This is a genomic window from Amycolatopsis sp. PSD-21 (assembly GCF_055561455.1).
The window spans coordinates 7,860,480-7,873,598 of sequence record NZ_CM145712.1; the positions used below are offsets into that span (position 1 = coordinate 7,860,480).

A 13,119-nucleotide genomic window follows, 5' to 3' on the forward strand; every position below is an offset into this window, starting at 1 on the left:
CGCGCTTTCCTTTATAGGGTGTCGGGAACGGAAACCCCGAGCACCGACCTTAGTCGGGCGGCTCTCGGTTATCCTCGCGCGAGTCACGGCCATTGCGCCGTGACCATATGTACCCCCACGAAGGGCATCTTGGTGAGCACTGAAGCAGCATCGTCGGACCTCGGCGGCGTGTCGGGTTCGGTTCTGTCCATCTCCGACCTGAGCGTCTCGTTCCCGACCGACGAAGGCGTGGTCGACGCCGTCAAGGGCATCGGTTTCGACGTCAAACCGGGTGAGATCGTCGCGGTGGTCGGCGAGTCCGGTTCCGGCAAGTCGGTGACCTCGATGTCGGTGCTCGGGCTGCTCCCGAAGACGAGCCGGATCGCGGGTGAGCTCCGTCTCGGCGACCGCAACCTCGCCGACCTCAAGGAGAAGGACCTCCAGAAGATCCGCGGCAACCAGGTCGCGATGATCTTCCAGGAGCCGATGACCGCGCTGAACCCGGTCTACACCGTCGGCTGGCAGCTGCGCGAGGCGCTCCGCTCGCACCAGGACATCTCGAAGGAAGCCGCCGACAAGCGCGCCATCGAGCTGCTGGAGATGGTCGGCATCCCGAACCCGCCGCTGCGCTTCAAGCAGTACCCGCACCAGCTCTCCGGTGGTCTGCGGCAGCGCGTCGTCATCGCGATGGCGATCTCGTGCGACCCGAAGGTCATCATCGCCGACGAGCCGACCACGGCGCTCGACGTCACCGTGCAGGCGGAGATCCTCGGCCTGCTGCGCAAGCTGCGCGACACGCTCAACACCGCGATCGTACTGATCACGCACGACATGGGCGTCGTCGCCGACCTCGCCGACCGCGTGGTCGTGATGTACCAGGGCAACATCGTCGAAGAGGCGCCGGTGCGCGACCTGTTCGCGTCGCCGTCGCAGGAGTACACCCGCAAGCTGCTCGCCGCCGTCCCCGTGCTGGGCCAGCGTCCGGAAGGCCGCCGCCTGCTCGAAGAGGGCATCTCCGCCGACAGCGACGAGGCCACGAAGATCGCCGAGGAGATCCGCCTCGAGGACTCCGAGCTCGCCGCGGTGATCGAGGAGAACGCGCCCGCGCTCGAGATCAAGAACCTCGTGCTGGAGTACCCCGGCCGTCGCGGCCAGGCGAAGAACCGCGCGGTGGACGACGTCTCGCTGAGCATCGCCAAGGGCGAGATCGTCGGCCTGGTCGGCGAGTCCGGCTCCGGCAAGTCGACCGTCGGCCGCTGCGCGATCCGCCTGCTGACCCCGACCGCGGGCACCGTGTCGATCGCGGGCAAGGACATCACGAACATGTCGAACAAGGACCTGCGCCCGCTGCGCCGGTACTTCTCGATCGTGTTCCAGGACCCGGCGTCCACACTGGACCCGAAGATGACCATCGGCGAATCGATCGCCGAGCCGATGGTGCTGCACAAGTTCCTGCAGGGCAAGGCCCTGAACGAGCGCGTGGCGTCCCTTTTGGACAAGGTCGAGCTCGGCGGCCACTACCGCAACCGGTACCCGCACGAGCTGTCCGGCGGCCAGCGCCAGCGCGTCGCCATCGCGCGGGCGCTCTCGCTCGACCCGGCGCTGCTGATCGCGGACGAGCCGACGTCGGCGCTGGACGTGTCGGTGCAGGCGCGGGTGCTGGACCTGTTCCTGGACCTGCAGCGCTCGCTGCAGTTCGCCTGCCTGTTCATCAGCCACGACCTCGCCGTCGTCGACCTGCTGGCCGACCGCGTCGCGGTGATGCAGCACGGCAAGCTGGTCGAGGTCGGCACGCGTGACCAGGTGCTGCACTCGCCGCGCGAGGACTACACCCGTCGTCTGCTGTCGGCCGCCCCGGTCGCGGACCCGGTGCTGCAGGCCGAGCGGCGTGCGGCCTGGGAGGCGGGCAAGCTGGCCCCGGTGGCCGACTGACCCTCAGAGGTACGCGAAGGCCCCCTTCGCCGCGCTGGACGCGGTGAAGGGGGCCTTTGTGTATCTGGACGACACTCGCGTGTCTGGAGGCGTATCTCGCGTGATTGAAGGCGTAACTCGCGTGTCTGGAGACGTATGTGCGAGTTACGCCTCCAAGCACGCGAGATACGGCTCCCGATCCGTGAAGGCCTCCTTCCCTACCCTCAAAGTAGGGAAGGAGGCCTTCACGGCATTGGACTCACTAGAGGTGCCTGGCAACGTGGCTTTCGCGACACCCCGCAGTGCCCTGAAGCGCGTGAAGGCCCCCTTCCCTCGGCTGAGCCGAGGGAAGGGGGCCTTCACGCGCTAGAGAGGGCCTTACGCCTTCTGACGGCGCTGACGCGGGTCGAAAGCGTCCCGCAGTCCGTCACCGATGAAGTTGATCGTCAGCGAGATCAGCACCAGCACCACGAACGGGCCGAAGAACAGCGCCGGCCGCGCCTGCAGCTGCGCGTAGTTCTCGAGGATGACGCGGCCGAGCGAAGTGTCCGGCAGCTGCACCCCGAGCCCGATGAACGACAGTGCCGCCTCGATCAGCACGGCCTGCGCGATCGCGAGGGTCGCGTTGACCGTGATGAGGCCGACCATGTTCGGCACCAGGTGCTTGAACACGATGTGGAACGTCCCGGCGCCGGACGCGCGGGCGGCGTCCACGAACTCGCGCTGGGACAGCGACATCGACTCGGCCCTGGCGATACGGGCGATCGGCATCCAGCCGAAGGCCGCCAGCACCATCGCGACGATGTACCAGGTACCGCCGCCGAACACCTTGGCCAGGATGGCGGCCGCGGCGATCTGCGGGACGATCAGGAACAGGTCCGTCACGCGGGAGATCGCCGAGTCGGTGAAGCCGCGGAGATACCCGGCCATGGCACCGAAAACGGTGCCGATGGTGGTGGCGACGAGCGACACGATGAGCGCGATCAGCAGCGAGTACTGGGTGCCGCGCAGGATCTGCGACACCATCTCCTTGCCGACCTGCGTCGTGCCGAGCGGGTACTCCGCGCTGGGCTTGGCGAAGGACGGGAAGGAGCTGTCCTCGTAGCTGTACGGCCAGAAGATCGGCATGATCAGCACGGTCAGCACGAGCAGCAGCAGGACCGCCGTGCAGATCATCGCCAGCTTGTGCCGCAGGAACTTGCGCAGGACCAGCTTGCCCTGGCTCTGCGGCTCGGGCAGCGCCTCCGCCGGGAGCGCGCCGTCGGCGGGCTTGGAACCTTCCGCCGCGATAAGGGAGTTCAAGTCAGCCAACGCGAATCCTCGGGTCCAGGATGCCGTACATCAGGTCGGCGATCAGGTTGGCGACGATGATGCTGCTGGCGATGAGCACCAGCCACCCCATCATCACCTGTGTGTCGCTCTTGGTCACGGCTTCGACGAGCAGCTTGCCCATGCCATTCCAGTTGAACACCGTCTCGGTGATGATCGCGCCCGAGAGCACGGCACCGAAGTTGACGGAGAACAGCGTGGTCACCGGGATGAGCGCGTTCCGGAAGGCGTGGCGGAAGATGACCCGGCCGTTGGCGAGTCCCTTGGCACGCGCGGTCCGCACGTAGTCCGCGTTCAGCGTCTCCAGCATCGAAGCGCGCTGGAACCGGCTGTAGGCGGCGAAGCTGATCGCCATGATGGACAGCGTCGGCAGCAGGTACGCGCCGACATAACTGGCGAGGAAACCGCCCGGGCCGTCGAAATTCAGTGATTCCGGGCTCGTGGTACGGATCCACGGGTTACCGAGCACATCGGACAGTCCCAGGTCCCGGACCCAGCCGTTGAACTCGATGGCGTACCGCTTGAGCACGATGGCGACACAGAAGATCGGCATCGAAAACAGCAGGAAGGCCAGCGTGGTGGCGATGTAGTCGAGGATCGAGTACTGCTTGACCGCCGCGACCACACCGACGAGGACGCCGAGGACGAGCGCGAGGATCTCGGCGCCGACGACGAGCTTCAAGGTGACCTCGAACGCGTCCATGACCTTCGGGAACACCGGGGCCTGCGCGTTGCCCTGTGCGATGGAAACGCCCCAGTCGCCGGTGACGAAGTTGCCGAGCCAAGTGAAGTACCGGGGCACGATGCTCTGGTCGAGGCCGAGCTGCGAGGCCATCTGCGCGATGGCTTCCTTGCTCATGGCCGGGTTGCTCTTCATCTCGGCGAGCGGGTCACCGGTGCCGGCGACCATGACGAAACACAGGAAGGTCCCGACCAGCAGGACGGGAATCGATATCGCCAGACGGCGAAGAATGTAGATCACCAGGTTCAACGAACTGCTCCTCATCCGGGCCTGGCCGCCGAAGTGCTGGACCGCTGCCCGGTTGTCCACCGTAGTGGCGGTAACCCTACGGTCAACAGCTACTTCCGGCGGGTACGGGGCCCGGCTTTTGGCCGGACCCCGTACCACCAGGATCGCGTAAGCGAGTGGTGAAAAAGCGGGGCGGAGGCCCTACTTCTTCTGCTCCCACTCACCGACGTTCCACAGGACACCGTTGTACGACTGCATGTAAGTGCGGTCGATGCCCTTGAACGCCCACATGGACGGGGTCTGGAACAGCGGCAGCGTCGCGTACTCGTCCGCGATCGCCTGGTCGGCCTTCTGGTAGTTCTCCAGCTGCACGGCCTCGTCGGTGGCCTTCACGGCCGCCTCGAAGGACGAGTCGATCGTCGGGTTCGACAGGCCCTGGTAGTTCTGGCTGCTGTCGTCGACACGGGTGATGTAGATCGACTTCTGCTCGGCCTTGAACGGAGCGGCGGACCAGCCGAAGAGCGCGGCGTCGTAGTCGCTGGCCGCGAGACGGCCACCCTTCAGGAAGTTGGCGTCCTGGTCGTCCGTGATCTCGATACCGGCGGCCTTGGCCTGCGAGATGATGATCTCGACGGTCTGCTGACGGCGGGTGTTCTGGTTGTGCGAGATCTTGAACGACGCGCGCTGGCCGTTCTTGGCGAAGATGCCGTCGCCACCCTTGACCCAGCCGGCGTCGGTCAGCGTCTTGGCCGCGGCCTCGGCGCCCAGACCGGCCTTGCTGCTGTACAGGTCCTTGAAGCCCTGCTCGCCCGGCATGAACACGATGCTGTTCAGCGGGGTCGCGTCGGCCTGGACCTCCTTCAGCAGCTTGTCGGTGATCTCCTGGCGGTTGACGACCTCGAAGAATGCCTTGCGCAGGTCCTTGTCCTTGAACATGCGCTTGTAGTTGAGGTCGATGTGCTCGAAGGTCAGCTGCGAGGCCGAACCGTAGGTGATGCCCTGGGCGGCGAGGCCCTTCATGGTGTTCGCCGCGGTGGCGTCGGGCTGGGTCGAAGCGGCGATGTCGATCTCACCGTTCTGCAGCGCGGTCGCCATGGCCTTGGTGTCCTCCATCGCCTTCACGACGATCTTGGAGGGGCCACCCTTGCCACCGATCCAGTTCGGGTTCTTCTCGAGCGTGACGGCCTTCTGGTTGGCGTCGAACGCGGTGATCTTGTACGGACCCGAAGCCGGCATGTTCTCGGCCTTGAAGCCCTTGAAGCCGTTGGTCCAGAAGTCACCGGCCTTCGCCAGCTGGGCCGCGTCGCTGGTCGGGGTCAGCTTGGTGATGTCGGCGACGCCCGAGTTCTTCTCGACGATGTGCGCGGGCATGATCGCGGTCGAGTTGAACAGACCCTTGTAGTCCAGGTACGGCTCGGTGTACTTGGTCTCGAAGGTCAGGTCGTCCTTACAGGTCGCCTGGTCGATCAGCTGGTAGCCGGTCGTCGAAGCGGCGAGGAAGGCCTGCTTGCCGTCGGAGGTCTTCGCCTTGCCGGAGTGCGCCAGCCACGACAGGTACATGTCGTCGCAGTCGAACGCCTCGTTGTCCGACCACTTGACGTTCGGCTTGATCTTGTAGACGACGGTCTGCGGCGACTTGGAGGTGACCTCCCAGGAGTCGAACACGTCGTTGTTCAGCAGCACCTTGTTGTTGCCGTCGAGCACGTCGGCGCCCGCGAGCACGGCGGTCAGGATGTAGGTGTTGTACGACGTGTTGGTGTCGGGCGTGTCGTTGTTGTAGCCCGAGTACCCGTCGTCGATACCCACGGTGACGGTGCCTTCGTACCCCGGGGTGTCCGCGAGCTTGAAGTTTTCGCCGTTCTGCGCCTTGCCGGTCGCCATGCTCTTGATATCGGTCGACGACCCGTTGGGGTCGGTACTGCCGCTGTCGCCACCGCTGCATGCGCTCAGCACAAGCGCGGAGGCCGCGACCAGCGACCAGGCGGAGACTGCCTTGGACTTCCTCATGAAGTGTGCCCTCCTAGCACTGGGTTCCTGAGATCGGAACAGGACCCCACACCGCTCCGGTGAGATGGCCCGGAGCCTATGACACGCCAAGCAACACTCATTTGGCGCACTGCCGGTGCACGCTAGAAAGGAAATGCACGAACAGTCACCAGTTCCGGGGCGATCGTGACCAAAGGGTAACTTGCGGCTGACATCAGGAAATACAGTGGTTACCTTGAGGAATCAGTCCGCCACTCGAACGTGCCGGGAAAGGTCACCCGCCAGGGTCCGTTCCGGACTCGAAACGGCTACTTCGGGCCCCGCGTCCAGTTCACCGCGGACCCGAAAGGGCCCACCATAGGAGGACCAGCGGTTACTCCGGAAATACCAGAGCCGATGGCGAGGGTATCGGCCAGCTGGAACAACGGAATGGCAACATTCCGACGCCACAATTCCGGTTCCAGGGCCGAAAGCGTGTCGGCCACCGGGGTGGCGCCGGTCAGCGCGGAGTCGATCGAGGCCTGCAGGGCCGGATCGCAGAAGCCCAGCGGGTTCCCCGGGACGACGGCCTTGGTCTTGTCGGTGAGCTGATCGGGACGGCAGCCGAAGGTGGACGCCAGTACCGAAGCGACGTCCGCACCACCGGTGACCTGGCCGATCACCGCGATGTCGATGCCGACGTTGCCCGCGCCCTCCGGCGTCGTCTGCTGGATCCCGTCGAGTACCGGCATGGCCAGCATCGTCGAGAAGAGCTCCCTCGGCTGCGGGGCGATCGCGTTGACCTCGATCCCCGCGGCCACCAGTTGCGCCGTCAGCTCCTTGGCGATCGTCGCGTACGGCTCCTGTTTGGCGGGCGAGGCCACGACCAGCGAAAGGTTCTTCCCGTTCTTCCGCCAGGTGCCCGCTTCCTTGGTGTATCCGGCGGATTTGAGCAGTTCCTCGCCCTTGACGGGATCGGCCGCCGACGGCGGGCCGGGGGCCGGGATCGTCGGCTGGAAACCGGGCGCCGACGGGACGCGGACCTGCGCGTCGGCGCGGAGCTTGTCGGACGGGCCGCCGTCGGTCGCCTCGGTGATCAGCTTGCCGCGGTCGATCAGCGCGGTGACGCCTTCGCGCACCTTGGGATCCGACAGCGTCGAGCTCACCGGCCGCAGGAGGATCTGCGCGACCGTCGGCCGCGCGACCGTGTGCAGCTGGACGGCGGAGCCGAGCTCCCCGAGCCGTTTCAGGCCGGTGCCGTCGGTCCTGGTCATCGCGAACTGGTCGTTGCCGCTGCGCAGGGCGGCCAGTGTGCCGTCCTGATCGGCCGCACGGAGCACGATCCGGTCGAGTGCGGAGGGTTTCTCCCAATAGCGCTCGTTGCGCTCCAGGGTGATCTCTCCGCGCGCGGTGTCGAGCCCCTTGATCGAGTACGGGCCGCCGACCGCCGGGAACGTCGTCGCCAGCGCGCCCTGCCACCCGTTCGGGGCGTCCTTGAGCAGATGCGCGGGCAGGAGGTTGCCGAAGAGCGTCTGCCAGCCCGGATACGGCTTGGCGAAGGTGACCTCGACCCGCTTGCCGCCTTCACGCGACTGGATGTCCGAGATCAGCCGGTAGCCGGCGGCGCCGATGACGCCCGGCTGGTCGCGCATGGCCTCGCGGAGATAGGCGAAGTCCTCGGCGGCGATCGGCGCGCTGTCGGACCAGGAGGCGTCCGGGCGGATCGTGTATGCGACCGTGAACGGCTGCTGCGACACGACCTCGGCGGACTTCATCAGGTTCTTGTCCAGCTCGAAGCTGCCGTCGTCCTTGGGGCGGAACACCGACGGGAGCAGCAGCTGCGAAAGCGCCGACGTGACCTGGGAGGCGTCGGCGAGGTTGTGCGGGTTGTAGCCGCCGAGGACGTCGTCGACACCCACGACCACCTGCGAAGGCGTCTTGGTGGTCGACGTGCTCACCGGGGAGGCCGAAGAGCTGACCACGGGCGGGGGCGGGGTATTGCTGCAGGCGGCGAGGAGCACGGCCGCGCACGCCAGCATGGACGCCGCTGTGGTCGGTGACCGCACGCCTGGATCCTCCTGGTTTGTCCCTCGCCTCGTCGCCATAGAGCTATCACGCGCACCATGGCCTCGGCAGCGAGATTCCCATATCGGCCCGGCCGTCGCCCGACCGGATGCCGTCCTCCTCCGGTGGACGTCCGGGAGGGCCCCGGGGTTCCTGCCGGGCCGGGGCTTTTCGGAGCCGCTCCCGGCAATCGGTTCCGCGAACCCGGAACATTCCGGAACGGCCGCCGGAATGTTCGCCACCGCACGATTCATGACCGAAACGATCTCGACCGCGAGTCCTATCCGGACGCATTTAGGGTCTTTTGTTTCGCGCCCACCCTGATCCGCGTTCTCCGCCCGGCGCGCGCGGCCGCTCCGGCGCCGTTCGGTCCGGGGTGTTCCGGTGTTGTGAACACCGTCCGAAAAGGAGTTCGGCTTTCCCCTCGGAATTGTCGGGAAAGGACCTTTCTTTAACGAAGAACGCCCGCGCGAATACGGTGCGTGACCACCTGGGGAGGCGAAAACGCCGGAGGGCGCCTACTCACGGTGAGTGAGCAGGCGCCCTCCGGCGTTCGCTTGGCGGGTCAGCCGCGGTTCTTGTTGCGGTTGCGCTCCTTGGCGCGCTGGTTGACGTCCAGCGTGACCTTGCGGATCCGGACGACGTCGGGGGCGACCTCGACGCACTCGTCGACGGAGCAGAACTCCAGCGCCTCTTCCAGGCCCATCTTGCGCGGGCGGGCCAGCGTCTCCATCACGTCGGCGGAGGACTGACGCATGTTGGTCAGCTTCTTCTCCTTGGTGATGTTGATGTCGAGGTCTTCGGCGCGCGGGTTCTCCCCGACGACCATGCCCTCGTACACCTCGGCGCCCGGCTCGACGAAGAAGGTGCCGCGGTCGGCCAGCTGGATCATCGCGTACGCGGTGATCGGGCCGGAGCGGTCGGCGACCAGCGAACCGGAGTGGCGGGTGCGGATCTCGCCCGCCCACGGGAAGTACCCCTCGAACACGTGGTTCGCGATACCGGTGCCGCGGGTCTCGGTGAGGAAGTCGGTGCGGAAGCCGATCAGGCCGCGCGCCGGGAGGACGTAGTCGAGCTTGATACGGCCGGTGCCGTGCCCGCCCATGTGCTCCATGCGGCCCTTGCGGGCGGCCAGCAGCTGGGTGATGCCGCCGAGGTGCTCCTCGGGGGAGTCGATCGACAGCCGCTCGAATGGCTCGTGCAGCTTGCCGTCGATCATCTTGGTGACCACCTGCGGCTTGCCGACGGTCAGCTCGAAGCCCTCGCGGCGCATCTGCTCGACCAGGATGGCCAGCGCCAGCTCGCCACGGCCCTGGACCTCCCAGGTGTCGGGGCGTTCGGTCGGCAGGACCTTGATGCTGACGTTACCGATGAGCTCCTGGTCCAGGCGCGCCTTCACCAGGCGGGCGGTGACCTTGTCGCCACCGCTGCGGCCGGCCAGCGGCGAGGTGTTGACACCGATGGTCATCGAGATGGCGGGCTCGTCGACGGCGATCCGGGGCAGCGCCTCCGGGTTCTCGACGTCGGCGAGGGTGTCGCCGATGGTGATCTCGGGGATACCGGCGATGGCGACCAGCTCGCCCGCGCTCGCCTCGGTCGCGGGGACGCGGGTGAGCGCCTCGGTGACCAGCAGTTCGGAGATGCGGACGTTCTGGACGCTGCCGTCCTCGCGCATCCAGGCGACCGTCTGGCCCTTGCGCAGGCTGCCGGAGTGGATGCGGATCAGCGCGATCCGGCCGAGGAAGTTGGAGGCGTCGAGGTTGGTGACCAGCGCGCGCAGCGGGCCTTCGCGGTCGGCGAAGGGCGGCGGCACGTGGCGCATCAGGGTCTCGAACAGCGGGTCGAGGTTCTCGCTCTCGGGCACCGCGCCGTCGGCGGGCTGCTCGAGGCTCGCCTTGCCCGCACGGGCGGAGGCGAAGACGACCGGCAGGTCGAGGATCGCGTCGAGGTCGGCGTCCTCGATGTCACCGGCCAGGTCGAGCAGGAGGTCGTGGGTCTCTTCGACGACCTCGGAGATCCGGGCGTCGGGCCGGTCGGTCTTGTTGACGACCAGGATCACCGGCAGGCCGGCTTCGAGGGTCTTGCGCAGCACGAACCGGGTCTGCGGGAGCGGGCCCTCACTGGCGTCGACCAGCAGCACGACCCCGTCCACCATGGACAGGCCGCGTTCGACCTCGCCACCGAAGTCGGCGTGACCGGGGGTGTCGATGACGTTGATCGTCACCATGCCCTCGTCGGTCTTGCGCCGGATGGAGGTGTTCTTCGCGAGGATGGTGATGCCCTTTTCCCGCTCGAGCTCACCGGAGTCCATCACGCGATCGACGAGTTCGGCGCGTTCCTCGAAGGCGCCGGACTGCCGGAGCATCGCGTCGACGAGGGTCGTCTTGCCGTGGTCGACGTGTGCGACGATGGCGACGTTGCGCAGGTCGGGCCGGGTCTTGCCGGACGAGCGGCCGGCATCGACTGCGGTGGCGCTGGCTGCGGGCACGCGAAGGCTCCAAAGGTTTCAAGTTCGGGTGTGGTGCCCGCGCTCGCGCGTTCGAGACACGCCTGGCCGACTTTGGCCATACGCGGACCACACCAGGATACCTGTAGCCCGGATGTGAGCAGCCCCACGCCCCCGGATCGGTTAGGCTCACCTAACGTGTAGAGGTCGCCGACGCAGTCGGACAAGGAGCGCGAGTGGGCAAGAAACTACCCGACGACCCGCACAAACTCGTGCGCAAATGGATGAAGTCCGGCAAGGTCAAGAAGAAATGCTGCCGGTCGAAGTCGAGGTGCGGCAAATGCCCCGTCCTCGCCCTGAAAAAGGCGAAGACGAAGATCGCGAAGGCCGCTTAGAAGATCGTCAATGCACCACCGCCTCGTTGATCGCCCGCAGTTCCGGCGCGGTCCGGGTCGGCGAGAACTCGATCACCTCGTAGGCGGCCATGTGCTTGACCGAGAAGGGGTCGGTCGCGAGGATCGCGTCCAGCTTTCCCCTGGCCATGGGCTTGGTGATGATCACGCCGCCGATCCGCGGGTTACGCCTGCCGGAGGCGAGGAAGTTGCCGTGCTCGTACTGTTTGGTCAGCCAGTCCGCGTGGTCCGGGAGCACGTAGTCGATTTCTTCGATGGGCGCTGTGTAGGTCAGCAGGACGACAAACATGAGATGAAGGTAGACCCGCATCGCCAATATGACGGGTGTACTGCCCCGGCTGATATGAAGTGTTGACGCTACGTGCCCGTAATGAGTGAAACCACCCGTGTTTCGTCCTCTGGATGCGGTGGTTCGACGTCGAACCACCGCATCCAGAGGACTGAACGCGGGTCGCTCTGTAGGATGAGCCGCATGCGCGCGCAGAACGCCCAGTGGTGGCCGCCCTCCGGCGGCCCCGAAGTCCTGCGCTGAACCAGACGAGCGCACCACCAGGCCGCCCCACCGGGCGGCCTTTTTCGTGCCCGGACCCTGGGGCGGCCCGAATCCGGAAGGAAGAAGGCAGATGATCAGGTTGTCCGGGATCACCCCGTCCGGCCACGTCCACGTCGGGAATCACCTGGGGGCCATTTCCCGCTGGGCGGACGAGGGCGGGCCGGACGACCTGTACTTCGTCTCCGACCTGCACGCCATGACGAACTCGCACAATCCGGCGAAGCTGCGTTCGATGGCGTCGGAGCAGCTGGCCGTGCTGATCGCGGCCGGGATCGAGCCGGACCGCGTGTTCGTGCAATCCGACATCGCCCGCGAGCTGGGCGCCCTCAACTGGGTCCTGGAGTGCACCTGCAACTACGGCGAGGCCGCCAGGATGATCCAGTTCAAGGAGAAGTCGAAGGGCCGGGCCGGGGTGCGGCTGTCCCTGCTGACCTATCCGGTGCTGATGGCGGCGGACATCCTGCTGCAGGGCGCGGACGAGGTCCCGGTCGGCGAGGACCAGCGGCAGCACGTCGAGCTGGCGCGGACGCTGGCGAAGCGGTTCAACTCCACCTACGGCGACGTGTTCACCATGCCGAAGGCGGTGCTGCCGCCCGCCGGCGCGCGGGTCATGGACCTCGCCGAGCCGACGCGGAAGATGTCGAAGTCGACGAAGGAGGAGGCCGGCGTGGTCTTCGTCCTCGACGAGCCCGACCAGGTCCGGCGGAAGGTCAAGCGCGCGAAGACCGACGGCGGGTCGAAACCGGCCTACGCGCCGGAGAGCAGGCCGGGGATGGCGAACCTGCTGGACATCCTCGCGGCGTGCACCGGGGAGAAGCCCGAGGTCCTCGCGGACCGGTTCGACTCCTACGGCCAGGTCAAGGAGGCCGTCGCCGAGGCGCTGATCGAGGAGCTGCGGCCGGTCCGGGAAGGCGCCTTGGCGCTGCTGAGCGATCCCGGTGAGCTGGAGCGGGTGCGCAAGGCGGGTGCCGTCCGGGCGGCGGAACGGGGTGAGCACCGGCTCCAGTCCGCGCTGCGGCTCATCGGCGCCGGCTGAAGAGGTCCGTGAAGGCCTCCTTCCCTACTTTGAGGGTAGGGAAGGAGGCCTTCACGGACTTGCGATCAGGGTGTGCAGGGCGGGTAGGAGGATCCGGTCGGCGGGCAGCCAGTCGAGGTCGTCGAGTTCGTGCGGCGCGATCCACCGGACGTCCTTGTGCTCCACAGCTCGCGGCTCGTCCCCCGCGCTGACCAGCGTCGCGGCGTAGATCCGCAGCACCTTGCCCTTCGGCAGCGGCACGTCCTCGCCGACCCGGCCCGCGACCGTCACCGTTACGTCCAGCTCCTCCAGGCATTCCCGCGCCAAGGCGGCTTCGTCGCTTTCGCCGTCTTCGACCCGTCCACCCGGCAGTTCCCATTGCCCGGCGTGGTCGGCGGGCCAAGCCCGCTGCTGCGCCAGCAGCTGTCCGTTCCGCACGATGGCGGCGCCCACGATCACCACGCGCTCACCCTA

General features: G+C 66.9%; 10 protein-coding genes. 3 read left to right on the forward strand and 7 right to left on the reverse strand.

What is annotated here, in order from left to right; translation table 11 throughout:
- The first annotated feature begins 132 nt into the window (after nucleotides 1–132).
- Entirely contained in the window at nucleotides 133–1,911 is a 1,779-nt protein-coding gene (locus tag ACZ1DY_RS36905) for an ABC transporter ATP-binding protein (RefSeq protein WP_192743403.1), read from the forward strand.
- 357 nt (nucleotides 1,912–2,268) lie between these two features.
- Here the strand turns inward: ACZ1DY_RS36905 and ACZ1DY_RS36910 are convergent, their stop codons facing one another.
- The 5 genes from ACZ1DY_RS36910 to typA form a co-directional block, all read right to left on the reverse strand.
- Nucleotides 2,269–3,201 (reverse strand): ABC transporter permease, encoded by a 933-nt coding sequence (locus ACZ1DY_RS36910; protein WP_091598657.1) that lies wholly within the window; start codon nucleotides 3,199–3,201, stop codon nucleotides 2,269–2,271.
- The gene (locus ACZ1DY_RS36915; protein WP_126737482.1) at nucleotides 3,194–4,210 is read right to left on the reverse strand and encodes an ABC transporter permease; all 1,017 of its coding nucleotides are present in this window, start codon (nucleotides 4,208–4,210) and stop codon (nucleotides 3,194–3,196) included. Before ACZ1DY_RS36915 ends, ACZ1DY_RS36910 begins: the two co-directional genes overlap by 8 nt.
- Nucleotides 4,211–4,390: 180 nt before the next feature.
- Nucleotides 4,391–6,196 (reverse strand): ABC transporter family substrate-binding protein, encoded by a 1,806-nt coding sequence (locus ACZ1DY_RS36920; protein ID WP_257484425.1) that lies wholly within the window; start codon nucleotides 6,194–6,196, stop codon nucleotides 4,391–4,393.
- A 287-nt stretch (nucleotides 6,197–6,483) separates the two neighbouring features.
- Nucleotides 6,484–8,193, reverse strand: coding sequence for an ABC transporter family substrate-binding protein (locus ACZ1DY_RS36925; RefSeq protein WP_257489888.1), 1,710 nt, complete (start codon nucleotides 8,191–8,193; stop codon nucleotides 6,484–6,486).
- Nucleotides 8,194–8,783: 590 nt separating this feature from the next.
- Nucleotides 8,784–10,706 carry a translational GTPase TypA gene (typA, locus tag ACZ1DY_RS36930; RefSeq protein WP_126737472.1) on the reverse strand — a complete coding sequence of 641 codons (1,923 nt, stop codon included), beginning with the start codon at nucleotides 10,704–10,706 and terminating at the stop codon, nucleotides 8,784–8,786.
- A 194-nt stretch (nucleotides 10,707–10,900) separates the two neighbouring features.
- Here typA and ACZ1DY_RS36935 point away from each other — a divergent pair, with 194 nt between their 5' ends.
- On the forward strand, nucleotides 10,901–11,059 hold the full coding sequence (locus tag ACZ1DY_RS36935) for a hypothetical protein (RefSeq protein ID WP_007028942.1): 159 nt from the start codon (nucleotides 10,901–10,903) through the stop codon (nucleotides 11,057–11,059).
- 7 nt (nucleotides 11,060–11,066) lie between these two features.
- Here ACZ1DY_RS36935 and ACZ1DY_RS36940 read toward each other — a convergent pair whose 3' ends face one another.
- Entirely contained in the window at nucleotides 11,067–11,366 is a 300-nt protein-coding gene (locus tag ACZ1DY_RS36940; protein ID WP_126737471.1) for a YciI family protein, read from the reverse strand.
- A 334-nt stretch (nucleotides 11,367–11,700) separates the two neighbouring features.
- On the opposite strand from ACZ1DY_RS36940, the gene trpS reads away from it, so the two are divergent.
- Nucleotides 11,701–12,666, forward strand: a complete 966-nt coding sequence (gene trpS / locus ACZ1DY_RS36945; protein WP_457959939.1) for a tryptophan--tRNA ligase — start codon at nucleotides 11,701–11,703, stop codon at nucleotides 12,664–12,666.
- A 51-nt stretch (nucleotides 12,667–12,717) separates the two neighbouring features.
- On the opposite strand, the gene ACZ1DY_RS36950 is transcribed toward trpS, so the two are convergent.
- On the reverse strand, nucleotides 12,718–13,107 hold the full coding sequence (locus ACZ1DY_RS36950) for a (deoxy)nucleoside triphosphate pyrophosphohydrolase (protein WP_257484423.1): 390 nt from the start codon (nucleotides 13,105–13,107) through the stop codon (nucleotides 12,718–12,720).
- Nucleotides 13,108–13,119 lie beyond the last annotated feature (12 nt).